Source organism: Pseudomonas sp. CAN1 (assembly GCF_030462585.1).
Classification (GTDB): Bacteria; Pseudomonadota; Gammaproteobacteria; order Pseudomonadales; family Pseudomonadaceae; genus Pseudomonas.
The window spans coordinates 266,952-281,744 of record NZ_JASMRU010000001.1 but is presented as its reverse complement, the minus strand read 5'-3'; the positions used below and the strand labels follow the sequence as shown (position 1 = coordinate 281,744).

The window sequence follows — 14,793 nt, the reverse complement described above, 5'->3', positions numbered from 1 at the left end:
CAAGGATGTGACCATGCAAGACATCTACAGGATGGCCGGCAACGCGGCCGCGAGCGCGGTACAAACGGTCAGCGGCGGCGAGCTCCTGATGCCGATGTTCCACTGCCTGGAGCCCGATGGCCGACTCAAGATGGTGGTGCTGATGGCGGAAACTGGTGAGGAGGCTATGCAGGCTGGCCAGCGCATGTACCAGGAGAACACCCAGCAGGCGATCGGCGCGGTGTGGATTGTCGACGGCTTCGTGACCCACAAGGAGGTCGGCAAGGTCGATGCGCTGATCCTGAACGTTGTTTCCTACGCCGAGCCGCGCCGTGAGATGCAACTGGCCGTTCCCTATCGCCATGCCCACAGCCAGGAGGGCTTCGCCGTGTTCAAGCCCAAGTTGCTGGGCGTGACCGGCATCGCCCAGGATGAGCTGCAAGCGCTGATCGACGCCTTCTACGAAGGCCGCGACGGCAACGCCGAAGGCCGGGCGATCTGGAAGGAGCACCAGCAGGACCAGATCACCGGCATGACCGGTTTCGCCGGCTTCTCCGGCGAGGACTGGAAGCACCTGCGCGAGGCGCCCATCGCGATCTTCTGCATGGTCGCCAGCGCCGATGGCGAGATCGACTCCAAGGAGGCCGCCGCCTTCGGCAAGCTGTTCAAGGAATCCGGCAAATACCCCAGCGTGCTGATGCAGCGCGTGATGACCGAGCTCAGCCCGGATACGCCCAACGGCCGCGCGGTGCTGATGGAGTTCCTGCAGCGTTTCACCGACCCCGGGTTCAACCGCCTGCAGTACCTGGTCGACGTCAACCGGCTGCTGGGGCAGCAGGTCAGCGAAGCTGACGCGGCGGCCTTCAAGACCGACCTGCTGGCGCTGGGCAAGGCCGTGGCCGAGTCCTCCGGCGGCTTCTTCGGCTTTGGCAGCAAGGTCAGCAAGGAGGAGAAGAACGTGCTGGTGGTCATCGAGAGGCTGCTCACCTCGCCGCTGCAGCTCGCCCAGATGATGGCGGACCTGGTGGCTCCCGACCGCTGATTCAGAACAGGCTCATCTGGCTGCGCGGAGGGGCGAACGCCGTGCAGTCCAGGCCGAAGCTACCGCGCCGGTTCAGGCCCAGGCGGCGCATGGCGACCTCGAAGCGCTTGGCCAGCAGGTCGGCGAACGGGCCTTCACCGCGGAAGCGATGACCGAAACGGCTGTCGTAGATTTCTCCGCCACGCAGCTGACGGATCAGGCTCATCACATGGTTGGCGCGTTGCGTGTAATGCGCCGCCAGCCATTCCTCGAACAGCGGCCCGACCTCGCGTGGCAGGCGCAGCATCATGTAGCTGGCGCTCTGCGCACCGGCTTCGTGGGCGGCTTCGAGCAGTGCTTCCAGCTCGCGGTCGTTGATCATCGGGATCATTGGCGAGCACAGCACGCCGACCGGAATACCGTGCTCGCGCAGCACGCGGATTGCCCGCAGGCGCGCGGAGGGCGCGGCGGCGCGGGGTTCGAGGATGCGCTTGAGCTCGTCGTCCAGGGTGGTCAGGCTGATCATCACCCCCACCAGTTTGTGCTGCGCCAGCTCGGCGAGCAGGTCGAGGTCACGGAGAATCAGCGAGCCCTTGGTAACAATGGTCACCGGGTGGCGGAAGCGCAGCAGCACTTCGAGAATCTGCCGGGTCAGGCGCTGCTGGCGCTCGATGGGCTGGTACGGGTCGGTATTGGCGCCCAGGTTGATCGGCGCGCAGACATAGCCCTTGCGGCTCAGCTCCTCTTCCAGCACCTCGGCGGCGTTGGTCTTGGCGATCAGCTTCGTTTCGAAATCGAGCCCCGGCGACAGGTCCCAGTAGGCGTGGCTCGGCCGGGCGTAGCAGTAGATGCAGCCGTGTTCGCAGCCGCGGTAGGGATTGATCGAGCGGTCGAAGGGCAGGTCCGGCGACTGGTTGCGCGAGATCACCGACTTCGCCCGCTCTGTGCGGATTTCCGTCACCTGGGGCTTGGGCACTTCGTCGTACCAGTCGTTATCCACAGGCACCGAAGTGGTCGGCGCGAAGCGGTTATGCGGATTGCTGGCGGTGCCCCGGCCGCGGGGTGGAAGGGAAGTACTCATATGGGAAAGCTCTGAAGAAATACTGTATATGAATACAGTAATCCACTGAGTTTTCCACAGCCAGCAATAACTGCTCGGCGGTTGTGTTGCCGGGTGCGGCGCGTTTTGTACGACTGAGGGGGACGACCAGTCCTTGCTCGTGGGCGGAATTCCAGGTGCGCACCGGAGCTAGCCGGTTCGCGAGCAAGCTCGCTCCTACAGTCCGCAGCTGCCGGGTGTGTAGGGCGCATAACGCGCCAGCGTTATCCGCCGCCAAGTTGCGGCGGATAACCTGTTCCAGGTTATGCGCCCTACTGTTACCCGTCAGAGCAAGCGGGTGAACAGCCAGTACAGCCCCGCCGCCAGGCCGATGGCGGCCGGTAGCGTCAGTACCCAGGCCAGCAGCATGTTGCGGATGGTCGGCCATTGCAGCCCGCTGCCGCTGGCGGCCATGGTGCCGGCCACGCCGGAAGAGAGCACCTGGGTGGTCGACACCGGCAGGCCGAAGCCGTCCGCCGCGCCGATGGTGAGCATGGCTACCAGCTGCGCCGAGGCGCCCTGTGCATAAGTCAGCGGGGTCTTGCCGATGCCTTCGCCTACCGTGGTGACGATGCGCCGCCAGCCCACCAGCGTGCCCAGGCCCAGCGCCAGGGCCACCGCGACCTTCACCCACAACGGGATGAAACGGATGGTCTGCTCGCCGGAGTCGCGCAGTGCCTGCAGGCTGCTCCAGGTCTCCAGCTCGAAGTGCTGGTCGCTGCGGTCCAGCAGGCGGATGGTTTCCAGGCTCAGGTAGAGGTCGCTGCGCAGGTCCTTCACTTCCTCGGCGGGCACCTGGTCGATCTGCCCGTAGCGCTCCAGGCGCGCGCCAATGTCGCCGATCACACTGCCGAGCGAGGGCAGCAGCTCCGACTTCACCACTTCATCCTCCTGGTAGCTCAGCAACGCTTGGCGCGGGTCTGCCGCCGGGCTGCCGCCGCTGCGTTGCAGCTGCTCCTGGCTGGCCTGGGTAAGGGCGAGCAACTGGCGGGTCTGCTCCGGGGAGTGGGCGCGATCCACCGCGAACGCCAATGGAACAGTAGCGATCAGGATCAGCATGATCAGCCCGATGCCTTTCTGCCCGTCATTGGAGCCATGGGCGAAGGACACGCCGGTGCAGGTCAGGATGAGGATCGCGCGAATCCATCGGGGCGGCGGCGTGCGGCCTTCCGGCGCGTGGAACAGCGCGCGGTTGCGGATGGTCGAACTGGCCACGCGCAGCAGCACAAAGGCACCGAAGAAGCCCACCACCGGCGAGAGGAATAGCGCATAACCTACCGTCAGTAGCTGCGACCAGGCGTTGCCGGCCAGGCCGATATGTCCGGCCATGGCACCGTGGGCCAGGCCGATGCCGACGATGGAGCCGATCAGCGTGTGCGACGAAGACACCGGCAGCCCTAGCCACCAGGTGCCGAGGTTCCACAGGATCGAGGCGATCAGCAGGGCGAAGATCATCGCCAGCCCGGCGCTGCTGTCCACCTTGAGCAGCAGGTCCAGCGGCAGCAGCGAGACGATGGCGAAGGCCACTGCGCCGCTGGAGAAAAGCACGCCGAGGAAATTCCACAGCCCCGACCAGGCCACCGCGAAGCGCGGCGGCAGGGCGTTGGTATAGATCACCGTGGCCACCGCGTTGGCGGTGTCGTGGAAGCCGTTGATGAACTCGAAGCCCAGGGCGATCAGCAGCGCGACCACCAGCACCAGCATCGACCAGCCGGGCTCCAGCTGCGTGCCGCTGGCGTGGATGTCATGCCCCAGCGCGGCGAAGGTGAACAGCAGAGCGCTGGCCAGCAGCAGGAAGAAGGTCAGGCGTCCCTTGAATCCGTGGGTTTCTCGCAGCACCGGGCTGATCGGGAACTGCGTCAGGCGCGAGGCGCGCATCACCTCCAGCATGCCAAAGCGGTCAAGCACGGGGGCGCTTCCTTCGGGTCGGTGGTGGCATCTGGCGGATTCCTTGCGGCAATGCCCTACAGACTAGCCGGCTGTGGAGACATGGGCTGGCTGGGCGAGCGGGGCGAAGGGGCATGCTAAGTCAGCGGGCAGGAGCCTTCCTTGATATCGATTCCGGGATACGCACTTGATGCTCCAATGTCCTCGAAATCTCAGCGACGCTCCTGCGCTGCGCTATACACCTCGCCGCGTTCGCGCTTGCCGATGGCAACGACTGCAACCACCACACGATCATCTTCGACACGGTAGACCAGCCGGTAGCCGGCCGAGCGCAGCTTGATCTTGTAGTGGTCCGCCAACCCATGCAGGGCGTCGGCCTGTACACGAGGGTTTTCCAGGCGTTCTGCGAGCTTGCGCTTGAATTGCTGACGCACCGTATGACCCAGCTTGTGCCATTCCTTCAGCGCTGCCGGGAGGAACTCAAGCTCATAGGTCATCGAGCGTTACCGGGATGCCTTTTTCTCCCAGCCGCGAGCGGGCGATTTCCGCCAGTTCCAGGTCTTCCAGACGCTCCAGGATCGACTCGAACAGCTCCGCCGGGACCATGTAGCCCATCACCTTGTTGTGATTGAGCACTGCTACCGGCTCACCGCCGGATTCGGCCAGTACGGCAGAGGGATTCTTCTTGAGCTCCGAGACACTGACGGCGGTACTGGCAAGCAGGTTCTGCATGAAATAGCTCCAAATAATGTCCAGAATTCTGGTCATTATAGAGGCTGCCGACAAGAGCGGATCAGCGCAAAAAGAAATGCCCCGGCAATTCGGGGCATTCTCTGAGCGTTACGCGGGCGCTATTCCTGCGGCTTCTTCAGCTTCGGATTGGGGAAGAACTGTACCCCCTGCACCTTCGGGTCCTTGGGCTTTTCCAGCGCGCTGGTGTTGACGCGGGTGGACAGCTCCTTGGGCACCGACTGACCCTGGGCGTTGAGCGTGTCGGAGTAGCCGCAGGCCACGCATTCGCGGTGCGGCACGCCGTCGACGTCCCACATGACGATCTTGTCCTGCTCGCTGCAGGCCGGGCAGACCGCCCCGGCGATGAAGCGCTTCTTCACCTCGCTCATCACGCCGCCTCCTCGGAGAGGCCCGAGTGGCGCAGCAGGGCGTCGATGGACGGCTCGCGGCCACGGAACGCCACGAACAGCGCCATCGGCTCCTGGGAACCGCCCTTGGCCAGGATCGCATCGCGGAAGGCCGCGCCGGTCGCCGGGTTGAGCACGCCTTCTTCCTCGAAGCGGGAGAACGCGTCGGCGGAGAGCACTTCGGCCCACTTGTAGCTGTAGTAACCGGCCGCGTAGCCGCCGGCGAAGATGTGCGCGAAGCTGTTGGCGAAGCGGTTGTACGCCGGCGGGCGCATCACCGCGACTTCAGCGCGGATCGCCTCGATCACGTCGAGCACGCTGCGGCCGTCGCCGTGGGTGGCGTGCAGTTCGAAGTCGAACAGCGAGAACTCCAGTTGGCGGACCATCATCAGGCCGGACTGGAAGTTCTTCGCGGCGAGCATTTTCTCCAGCAGGTCCTGGGGCAGCGGCGCGCCGTGTTCATAATGGCCGGAGATCAGCGCCAGGCCTTCGGGCTCCCAGCACCAGTTCTCCATGAACTGGCTCGGCAGCTCCACTGCGTCCCAGGCCACGCCATTGATGCCCGAGGCACCGGCGTGTTCGACGCGGGTCAGCAGGTGGTGCAGGCCGTGGCCGAATTCGTGGAACAGGGTGGTGACTTCATCGTGGGTCAGCAGCGCCGGCTTGCCGCCGACTGCCGGGGTGAAGTTGCACACCAGGTAGGCCACCGGCGATTGCAGCTCGCCTTGAGCGGTGCGGCGACGGTCGCGGGCGCCGTCCATCCAGGCACCGCCGCGCTTGTTGGCGCGAGCGTAGAGGTCGAAGTAGAAGCGGCCGACGTGCTGGCCGTTTTCCTCGATCTCGAACAGGCGCACGTCCGGGTGCCAGCGTTCGAAGTCGTTCAGCTCGCGAATCTGGATGCCGTAGAGCTTCTGCACGATGGCGAACAGGCCGGAGAGCACCTTGTCCACCGGGAAGTAGGCGCGCAGGGCTTCCTGGGAAACGCTGTAGCGCGCTTCGCGCAGCTTCTCGCCGAAGTAGCTGGCGTCCCAGCTGGAGAGATTCGGGCAACCCTGCTCGGCGGCGTAGGCCTTGAGCTGCTCCAGGTCTTGGGCGGCGAAGGGCTTGCTGCGCACGGCCAGATCGCGGAGGAAGTGCAGGACTTGCTCGGGGGTCTCGGCCATCTTGGTGGCCAGGGACAGCTCGGCGAAGTTGTTGAAGCCCAATAGTTGGGCTTCCTCTTGGCGCAGGTCGAGGATTTCCTGCATGACCGGGCCGTTGTCGTTCTGCCCGGCATTCGGGCCCTGGTCAGAGGCGCGGGTGCAGTAGGCGGCGTAGACCTCTTCGCGCAGGGCGCGGTCTTCGGCGTAGGTCATCACCGCGTAGTAGCTGGGGAATTCCAGGCTGATCAACCAGCCGTCCAGCTCCTTGGCCTGGGCGGCCTGGTGCATCTGCGCCTTGGCCGAGTCGGTCAGGCCGGCCAGCGCGGCTTCGTCGGTGACATGCTTGGTCCAGGCCTGGGTGGCATCCAGCAGCTGGTTGGAGAAGCGGCTGCCCAGCTCGGACTGGCGGGTTTGGTTATCTGCGTAACGTTGCTGCTGTTCGGCCGGCAGGTCGATACCCGACAGACGGAAGTCGCGCAGGGCGTGTTCGAGAATGGTCTTCTGGGCGACGTCGAAGTCTTTCGACTCGGCACCGGCGGCCAGCGACTCGTAGGCCTTGAACAGCTCGCGGTTCTGGCCTAGCTCGGTTCTATAAGCTGACAGCATTGGCAAACAGCCTTCGTAGGCTTCGCGCAGCTCGGCGCTGTTGCACACCGCGTTGAGGTGGCTGACCGGGCTCCAGGCCTTGCTCAGGCGGTCATGCAGTTCGTCCATGCTCAGCACCAGGCCGGCCCAGGTCGGGGTGCCGTTCTGCTGGGCGAGGATGCGCGCGATGGCGGCGCGGTTGTCGGCGAGGATCTGCTCGATGGCCGGCTTCACGTGCTCGGGGCGAATGGAGGAGAAGGGCGGCAGGTCGTAGCTCTGCAGAAGGGGATTCGCGCTCACGGTGGCACCTTGGCTGAAGAAACACCCGGCCATCTTAAATACAATCGGCGTCAACCGCAGCTTGAGGCTGATATTAGGAGAGCAGCTATCGTGACGATTCGAACCTATCAGGGCAAAACGCCATCCCTCGGCGAGCGCGTGTTCGTCGACGCCAGCGCCGTGGTCATCGGCGACGTGGAGATCGGCGCGGACAGCTCGGTGTGGCCGCTGGTCACCATCCGCGGCGACATGCACCGCATCCGCATCGGCGCGCGCACCAGCGTGCAGGACGGCAGCGTGCTGCATATCACCCATGCCGGTCCGTTCAACCCGGACGGCTTCCCGCTGACCATCGGCGACGAAGTGACCATCGGCCACAAGGTGCTGCTGCATGGCTGCACCATTGGCAGCCGCATCCTGGTGGGCATGGGCTCCATCGTCATGGACGGCGCAGTGATCGAGGACGAGGTGATCCTCGGTGCCGGCAGCCTGGTGCCGCCGGGCAAGACGCTGGAGAGCGGCTTCCTCTATGTCGGCAGCCCGGTGAAGAAGGCGCGGCCGCTGACCGACAAGGAGCGGGCGTTTTTCAGCTATACCGCCGGGAACTACGTGAAGTTGAAGGATCAGCATATTGCCGAGGGGTATGCTGGCTGATCGGATTCGCTATGCCGGGGGCGGTTCGCGAGCAAGCTCGCTCCTACGAAGAGCAGGCGTATTCCTGTAGGAGCGAGCTTGCTCGCGAACCATCGCCCACCCGCCGACGCCGCCGATGGCGGATAACGCCCGAGGCGTTATGCGCCCTACATCGTGGCCGTCCCGCCGGACGGCCCGCCGTGGTAAACCCTGCGCCCTATACTGAGCCGAGGTGACCGGACGCCAGCGCGTGCCCGGCCGGGTTCAGCAGCGGGCGGCCAGCCATCACGGCGCCGCCAAGCCGGCGAGCGGCCATGAACAGTCTGTGCTCCCCCAGCACCACCGTTTCGCCCTGGCGGCGCAGTGGTGCCATTGCCCTGCTCCTGTTGGCGCTGAGTGGTTGCGCCCATCACCCCGCCCAGCCCGCCGCCCCCATCACCGAAGCCACCTGGCACCAGGTCGATGCCGATATCGGCGCCGCTTCGCTGGCCGCCACCTCCCAGGCCCGCGCCTACGCCGAACAGGCCATGCAGCAGTGGATGGACCTGGTCTACCAGCGCACCGACGAGAAATTCATCCCCTGGTTCTCCAGCTACTGGACCCAGGAATGGCTGAGCATGAAGGTCGCCTGGTACAAGATGGGCTCCCACGGCGACCTCGATCCCACCGTCGACAAACTGGCCGTCTACCTGCAGGAGCAGTACCGCAAGCAGGTACTGATACCGGTGGCCAAACAGGTCGACCCCGACGCGGTGATGGAGAAGGCCACCCGGCATTACATCGAGCTGCTGACCGTGGCGGTGAAGGAGATTCCCCAGCGCCGTGGCATCCCGCAGAAGGCCTTCGACGAGCACCTGATGGGTATCCCGGCGATTTCCCTCGGCCCGCCCTCCAGCCGCGACGCTTCGCTGTACCAGGTGGTGTACGCCAAGGACATCGGCAAGTTGCCGGCCTTCGCCGCGTTGATGCAGGAAATCCGCACGGCGGCGGGCAAGGCGGGTGCCGGTACCAAGGTCAGCGGTGTCTCGCCGGTGGCCCAGCGCACCAGCGCCAAGCTGGTCTACGAACTGCGCAACCGCAGCATTGCCGGCGTGGTGGCGGGCGCGGCCGGCAAGGTCGCCGGCTCGGTCATCTCGGTGGCTTTCACCCTGTTCAGCATGGCCGGCAACGACCACGACCGCCCCGAAGTGGAAACCCAACTGCGCAAGGAGATCAACGCCGCCTTCGATGAGCAGTGGCTGGCGCTCATGCGTGACCCGGACGGCGGGGTGATGTCCGGCGTCGATCACCTCGGCGCCCGCGTGCAGCAGAGCCTGACCGGCCGGCTGGCGCAGCCGGAGGATGAGCCGGACGAGCAGTCCGCAGCCCAGACCTATGGCGCTGGCGAGGCCGAGCCGATGAGCGTCAGCGGCGGCTTCCGTGTGCTCAAGCAGGGGCAGGGCGCGGCGCCTCCCGTTGGCAATGGCGCCGAATGATGGAAATGTCGCTGGCCCGCCTTGCATACTGAAGCGCCTTCAAAGGCCCCTGGATGACCGAGGCAATCGAATGACACCACCCTACTGCGCGGTTTGTGGCAAGGATTTCCGTGGTGAGTACTTTCATACAGGGAACGGTGGTGAGTTGATTCGATTTGCCGACTATCTGCCCTTGCTTGAAGGCTCTGTGGGAATGCCGGCTGGAGCTGCCTGGTTCTGTCGCTCACATGTCGACGCTGCACGGAGCCTCTGCGCCCTGATCCAGAAGGACGCGCTCGACTCGCTGCGCCAGCTCTTCGGCCAATTCTCCCCGCCGATTCCTGGCCCCATGCGCGACCCTGAACTGTGGGTCATCGTTGCAGGCGCCAATTTGGGGGCAGTTGCAAGATTGGTGCGCTCGACTTCTGGCTGGACACCGGCCCAGGCGCACGAGCGGATCAAGGCTGGGCCCTTTCTGCTGATCTCGGGTTGGCCATCCGAGCTTGCCCGCTGGGAGGCTCTACTCCGAGAGGCGGGGGCAACTACCGAGATTCGCTATCCCTGAAAGTCACGATGCAAGTTATCCTTCCCGCCCGACTTTCGCGGCCGGACGCTGATCCCATGCATTACCAGAACATCCTCTTCGACCTCGACGGCACCCTCACCGACCCGCGCGAGGGCATCACCCGTTCGATCCAGTACGCCCTCGCCCAGTTGGGCATCGACGAGCCCGACCTGCGTGAGCTCGAACACTTCATCGGCCCGCCGTTGCTGCAGTGCTTCATGAGCACCTACGACTTCGACGAGGCGCGCGCCTGGGAAGCGGTGAACCACTACCGTGTGCGCTTCAAGGACACCGGGCTGTACGAGAACAAGGTGTTCGACGGTGTTGCCGAGCTGCTGCAACTGCTCGGCGGCCAGGGCCGCACGCTGTACATCTGCACTAGCAAGCCGACGGTGTTTGCCGCCGAGATCGCCCGCCACTTCGACTTCGCCCGGCACTTCAAGGTGATCTACGGCAGCGAGCTGGATGGCACGCGCACCAACAAGGTCGAGCTGATCGAGCACCTGCTGGGCATCGAGCAGCTGGACCTGAAGCAGACCTTGATGATCGGCGACCGCAAGCACGATCTGATCGGCGCGCACCGCAATGGCTTGTCCGCCGCGGGCGTCGGCTACGGCTTCGGCAGCCGCGAAGAGCTGATGGCGGAAAGCCCGGCGCATTACTTTGCGAGCATGGACGAGCTGCGCGCAGCGTTTGCCTGACGTTTCTCGACTGGGGCTGGTTCGCGAGCAAGCTCGCTCCTACAGGTTTGCCGCGGCGGCTCTTCGTAGGAGCGAGCTTGCTCGCGAACCTGATTTGAAATCCTGTGCCTGGGCGTGCCCTCACCCCAGCCCTCTTCCAGAGGGAGAGGGAGCCGATTGTGCCGGCTGATGCCGTTGTTTCACCTTGCTCCGAACGGTCCCCTCTCCCGCTTGAGGAGCAGGGCGCTCAGCCAGGGTCAGGGTGAGGGGCACTTGATCTTGTAGGAGCGGATTCATCCGCGATCCGGCCGTTAGGCCGGTGCCAGTCGGGCAGCAATCGCGGACGGAGTCCGTTCCTACGGAGCCGGATAGACCGCGCGGTGAATCAGCCGCGCAACCACTCCGCCAGTCGCCCCATCATGTCATCGCATTTGGCCAACTGCTCCAGGCTGACGAACTCGTCCGGCTTGTGGCCCTGGTCCATGCTGCCCGGGCCGCAGACCACGGTGGGGATGCCGGCCTGGTGGAACAGCCCGCCCTCGGTGCCGTAGGCGACGGTGGTGAAATCGTTCGAGCCGCTCAATAGCGCGATCAGCTCGGCCGCCTGGGCCTGCTGGTCGGTGACCAGCGCCGGGTAGGCGGAAATCTCGCTGAAGCGGATGTCCGTCTCGGCCTTCACCGCACGCATCTTCGGCAGCAACTCGGCCTCGGCGAAGGCGCGCAGGTCATCGGCGACCTGTTGCGGGTCGTCGCTGGGCAGCGCGCGCACTTCGAAATCGAACTGGCATTCGGCGGGCACGATATTCAGCGCGCGACCGCCGCTGATCACGCCGGTCTGCACGGTGGAGTAGGGCGGGTCGAAGCGCGGGTCGTGGCGCTCGGGCGCGGCCAGTCGGGTGCCGATCTCGCCGAGCCGGCCGATCAGCTTCGCCGCGTACTCGATGGCGTTCACGCCCTGCGGTGCGTAGGCCGAGTGGCACGGCGCGCCGTGTACCTGGCAGCGCATGGCGAGCTTGCCCTTGTGGCCGAGCACCGGCTTGAGCTCGGTGGGCTCGCCGATGATGCACAGCATCGGCTTGTGTTCGCGGTGCTCCAGCGCGGCGAGCAGCGAGCGCACGCCGAGGCAGCCGACTTCCTCGTCGTAGGAGAAGGCCAGGTGCACTGGCAGGCGCAGGGGCTGGGCGAGGAACGCCGGCACTGCTGCCAGCACGCAGGCGATATAGCCCTTCATGTCCGCGGTGCCGCGCCCGTAGAGGCGGCCGTCGCGTTCGGTCAGCTCGAACGGCGGGACCGTCCACGGCTGGCCATCGGTTGGCACCACGTCGGTGTGGCCGGACAGGCACACGCCACCGCGGTCCTGCGGGCCGAGCGTGGCGTAGAGGTTGGCCTTGCCGCCCTCGGCATCGTGGAACAGCTCGCAGGCGATACCGAAGCCTGCGAGGTAGTCGCGGATGTAGTGGATCAGCGCCAGGTTGGAGTTGCGGCTGACGGTGTCGAAGGCGATCAGGTCGGCGAGGATTTCACGGCTGGAAGGCATGGTCGGGTCCTGCTTCAAAGCTCTCGGGTAGGAGCGGATTCATCCGCGATCCCGGCGTGGCCGGACACCATCGCGGACGGAGTCCGCTCCTACGGGTAAGACGTTACTCGTCGCCCGGCACACCGTAGCTCGGTGCCTTGGTCGGGTCGAGGGCGCGTACCAGGTAGTCCTCCAGTTGCGGCTTGTAGGCCACCCAGAGTTTCTCCAGCTCATCGATGGGCGCTTCGTCGGCCCAGTCCACGCGCAGGTCGACGATCGGCCAGACCAGGTCGCCGACGACTTTCATGGCGGCCGAATGCACCGGGCCGGCTTCGCCACCGGCGGCCATCGCCGCCTGCATCGCCGCCAGCAGGCGCTCGGCCAGGCAGCCGTTGGCGCTTTCGAAGGCCTGGGTCATGGCTACGATCACCGCGGGGGACGACAGCAGGTTGCCCGCCGCCACGCAGTTTTCCCCGGCCACGGCGTTGTATACGCCCAGCGCTTCGCTGCCGGTGAACAGCGCGACCTTGCCGTGCTGGTCGATCACCGTCACCTGGCGGTACTGGCTGTAGCCGTTGCTGGAGAGCGCCTTGTCCAGCGCCGCACCCGGCTCCAGGCCGGCTTCGAGCTGGTCGAGGATCTGCGGGCCGAGGGCCGGCAGGGTGATGTTCTGCGTGGCCACCGCACCGACGCCGGCGCGTACCCAGGGGCAGCGGGCGCCCACGGCGATGCTCGAGGAGCTGATGGCGATACCCAGTTGTCCGGTTTCGGCGCAGCGGCCGACGATGGAGAAGGTCATGGTGGCTCCTTGCTTGTTCTGGTAGCTAAAACGACAAAGGGCGATGCGGAAAATCCGCATCGCCTGCACGCTTGAAAGCGTTACGAGCGACGGCCAGGCAAGGCGGGGTGGGTCGAGAAAAGCGCAGTTTGCTGTAGCAAATGAGCATTTTCTCGACCGGCCCCAACGCAGCATGGCCTAGCGCCGTAGCTTTCAGTCCGGAATGACCGCGATGACGTCGATTTCCATCAACCACTGCGGCTGGCCGAGGGCGGAAACCACCAGGCCGGTGGAGATCGGGAACACGCCCTTCAGCCACTTGCCGACTTCCTGGTACACCGGCTCGCGGTAGCGCGGGTCGATCAGGTAGGTGGTGGTCTTGACGATGTGCGACAGGTCGCTACCGGCTTCTTCCAGCAGTTGCTTGACGTTCTTCATCGCCTGCTCGGCCTGGGCGCGCGGATCGCCCAGCCCTACCAGGTTGCCCTCGAAGTCAGTCCCGACCTGGCCGCGTACGTACACGGTGTTGCCGGCACGCACGGCCTGGCAGAGGTCATTGTCCAGGGTCTGGTTCGGGTAGGTGTCCTTGGTGTTGAACATGCGGATGCGAGTGTGGGTAGGCATCTCTTACTCCCAGGATGCGGCTTTCGGAACGGAGCCTTCGCGCTGCGAGGCATCCTGATATTCGACATAACGGCGTTGGGTGGCGATGTGGCCGGCCACATGCTTGGCGTCGTGCCACACGCCCCAGATGAACGACGAGCCACGGCGCGACAGCCACGGCAGGCCGACGAAGTACACGCCCGGCTCGCGGGAAACGCCGCGCTGGTGCTTGGGCTTGCCCTTGTCGTCGAAGGCGTCCACCTGCAGCCAGTTGAAGTCCACGGCGTAGCCGGTGGCCCAGATGATCGAGGTGATGCCGGCTGCGGCGAGGTCCAGCTGCTGGAGCGGGTTGCGGATGCACTCGGCGTCCGGGTAGACCTTGCGGGCTTCCGGTTCCAGCGGCAGGTCCAGGCCGTTGCGCTCGATATAGGCATCGGCGGCGTCCAGCAGGCCGAGGTAGTTGTCGTCGCCGGCTTTCAGGTTGGCCACCAGGTCGTCCCGGAAGGTCACCTTGCCGTCAGCGAAGGATTGGGTCAGGCCGGTCAGGGTGATGCCCTCGTTGGCCAGGCGGCGGAAATCGATGGTCTCGCCACCACGGGCACCGCTCACGGCGATGGTCACGTGCTCGCGGCCCGGCTGCACTTCCTCGGCGTCCCACAGGCCGAGCACGCCCAGCCACCAGACGAAGTCGCGGTTGCGGTAGGAGCGCGGCGGACGGTCATGGGCGCCCACGGAGAGGAACACCTTCTTGCCGGCGCGGTTCAGCTCGTCGGCGATCTGCACGCCGGAGGAGCCGGCGCCGATTACCAGCACGGCGCCTGCGGGCAGCTGCTGCGGGTTGAAGTACTTGGCCGAGTGGATCTGCTGGATGCTCTCGTCCTTCGGCGCGATGGCCGGGATCACCGGGCGCTGGAACGGACCGGTGGCGGAGACGATGCGCAGGGCCTGCAGGGTGCCCTCGGAGGTTTCCACGCTGAAGCCTGGGCGGCCTTCGTTGCGGGTGACCTTCTTCACTTCCACGCCGGTGCGGATCGGCGCGTTGAATTGCTTGGCGTAGGCGACGAAGTATTCGGCGACCTGCTCCTTGGCCGGGAAGTCATCCGGGCCGACCGGGAATTCCAGGTTCGGGAAGCGGTCATGCCAGGCCGGGCCGTTGGCGACCAGCGAGTCCCAGCGACCGGTGCGCCAGGCTTCGGCGATGCGGCTCTTTTCCAGCACGATGTGCGGCACGCCCTGCTGGGTCAGGTGCTCGCTCATGGCCACGCCGGCTTGGCCGGCGCCAACGACCAGCGTGTCGATTTCCAGGTTATCAAGCGACTTCTTGCCGAAGGCGCCTGGATTCAGGTCGGTCATGGCTTGCTTCCTCAGACTCTGATCACGTTTGTTCTTGTTGCGGCTTGCGATGAGGTGTTGGCCGCATTCTGTTCAGAGGC

The 14,793-nt window shown here is 65.5% G+C and carries 15 protein-coding genes; 5 read left to right on the top strand and 10 right to left on the bottom strand.

Features of this window, described 5'->3' with window-relative positions:
* Nucleotides 1-13: 13 nt before the first annotated feature.
* The gene (locus QO207_RS01345) at nucleotides 14-1,021 is read left to right on the top strand and encodes a hypothetical protein (RefSeq protein WP_301478962.1); all 1,008 of its coding nucleotides are present in this window, start codon (nucleotides 14-16) and stop codon (nucleotides 1,019-1,021) included.
* A gap of 1 nt (nucleotide 1,022) precedes the next feature.
* On the opposite strand, the gene QO207_RS01340 is transcribed toward QO207_RS01345, so the two are convergent.
* The 6 genes from QO207_RS01340 to prlC all read right to left on the bottom strand — a co-directional run bounded on the left by QO207_RS01340 (nucleotide 1,023) and on the right by prlC (nucleotide 7,152).
* Nucleotides 1,023-2,081 (bottom strand): PA0069 family radical SAM protein, encoded by a 1,059-nt coding sequence (locus QO207_RS01340; RefSeq protein ID WP_301478961.1) that lies wholly within the window; start codon nucleotides 2,079-2,081, stop codon nucleotides 1,023-1,025.
* 303 nt (nucleotides 2,082-2,384) lie between these two features.
* Entirely contained in the window at nucleotides 2,385-4,007 is a 1,623-nt protein-coding gene (locus QO207_RS01335; protein ID WP_301478960.1) for an inorganic phosphate transporter, read from the bottom strand.
* 191 nt (nucleotides 4,008-4,198) lie between these two features.
* A complete protein-coding gene (locus QO207_RS01330; RefSeq protein WP_301478959.1) occupies nucleotides 4,199-4,483 on the bottom strand; it encodes a type II toxin-antitoxin system RelE/ParE family toxin in 285 nt (94 codons plus the stop codon).
* A complete protein-coding gene (locus QO207_RS01325) occupies nucleotides 4,473-4,718 on the bottom strand; it encodes a type II toxin-antitoxin system Phd/YefM family antitoxin (protein ID WP_301478958.1) in 246 nt (81 codons plus the stop codon). The genes QO207_RS01330 and QO207_RS01325 overlap by 11 nt, the downstream gene beginning before the upstream one ends.
* Before the next feature lie 119 nt (nucleotides 4,719-4,837).
* Nucleotides 4,838-5,107 carry a YheV family putative zinc ribbon protein gene (locus tag QO207_RS01320; RefSeq protein ID WP_088420490.1) on the bottom strand — a complete coding sequence of 90 codons (270 nt, stop codon included), beginning with the start codon at nucleotides 5,105-5,107 and terminating at the stop codon, nucleotides 4,838-4,840.
* Nucleotides 5,107-7,152: an oligopeptidase A gene (prlC, locus tag QO207_RS01315; RefSeq protein ID WP_301478957.1), complete on the bottom strand. Its 2,046-nt coding sequence runs from the start codon at nucleotides 7,150-7,152 to the stop codon at nucleotides 5,107-5,109. Before prlC ends, QO207_RS01320 begins: the two co-directional genes overlap by 1 nt.
* A 90-nt stretch (nucleotides 7,153-7,242) precedes the next feature.
* On the opposite strand from prlC, the gene QO207_RS01310 reads away from it, so the two are divergent.
* The 4 genes from QO207_RS01310 to QO207_RS01295 all read left to right on the top strand — a co-directional run bounded on the left by QO207_RS01310 (nucleotide 7,243) and on the right by QO207_RS01295 (nucleotide 10,484).
* A complete protein-coding gene (locus tag QO207_RS01310; protein ID WP_151188917.1) occupies nucleotides 7,243-7,785 on the top strand; it encodes a gamma carbonic anhydrase family protein in 543 nt (180 codons plus the stop codon).
* A gap of 293 nt (nucleotides 7,786-8,078) precedes the next feature.
* Nucleotides 8,079-9,239 carry a hypothetical protein gene (locus tag QO207_RS01305; RefSeq protein WP_301478956.1) on the top strand — a complete coding sequence of 387 codons (1,161 nt, stop codon included), beginning with the start codon at nucleotides 8,079-8,081 and terminating at the stop codon, nucleotides 9,237-9,239.
* 70 nt (nucleotides 9,240-9,309) lie between these two features.
* Nucleotides 9,310-9,783, top strand: a complete 474-nt coding sequence (locus QO207_RS01300; RefSeq protein ID WP_301478955.1) for a hypothetical protein — start codon at nucleotides 9,310-9,312, stop codon at nucleotides 9,781-9,783.
* Between the two features lie 56 nt (nucleotides 9,784-9,839).
* A complete protein-coding gene (locus QO207_RS01295) occupies nucleotides 9,840-10,484 on the top strand; it encodes an HAD family hydrolase (RefSeq protein WP_301478954.1) in 645 nt (214 codons plus the stop codon).
* Nucleotides 10,485-10,848: 364 nt separating this feature from the next.
* On the opposite strand, the gene argE is transcribed toward QO207_RS01295, so the two are convergent.
* From argE to QO207_RS01275, 4 genes are all read right to left on the bottom strand, one after another.
* A complete protein-coding gene (gene argE / locus QO207_RS01290) occupies nucleotides 10,849-12,000 on the bottom strand; it encodes an acetylornithine deacetylase (RefSeq protein ID WP_301478953.1) in 1,152 nt (383 codons plus the stop codon).
* Nucleotides 12,001-12,103: 103 nt separating this feature from the next.
* Nucleotides 12,104-12,778 (bottom strand): DUF1028 domain-containing protein, encoded by a 675-nt coding sequence (locus tag QO207_RS01285; RefSeq protein WP_301478952.1) that lies wholly within the window; start codon nucleotides 12,776-12,778, stop codon nucleotides 12,104-12,106.
* Nucleotides 12,779-12,970: 192 nt separating this feature from the next.
* On the bottom strand, nucleotides 12,971-13,381 hold the full coding sequence (locus tag QO207_RS01280; RefSeq protein WP_015474916.1) for a RidA family protein: 411 nt from the start codon (nucleotides 13,379-13,381) through the stop codon (nucleotides 12,971-12,973).
* A gap of 3 nt (nucleotides 13,382-13,384) precedes the next feature.
* Nucleotides 13,385-14,713, bottom strand: coding sequence for an NAD(P)/FAD-dependent oxidoreductase (locus QO207_RS01275; RefSeq protein WP_301478951.1), 1,329 nt, complete (start codon nucleotides 14,711-14,713; stop codon nucleotides 13,385-13,387).
* Between the last annotated feature and the right edge of the window lie 80 nt (nucleotides 14,714-14,793).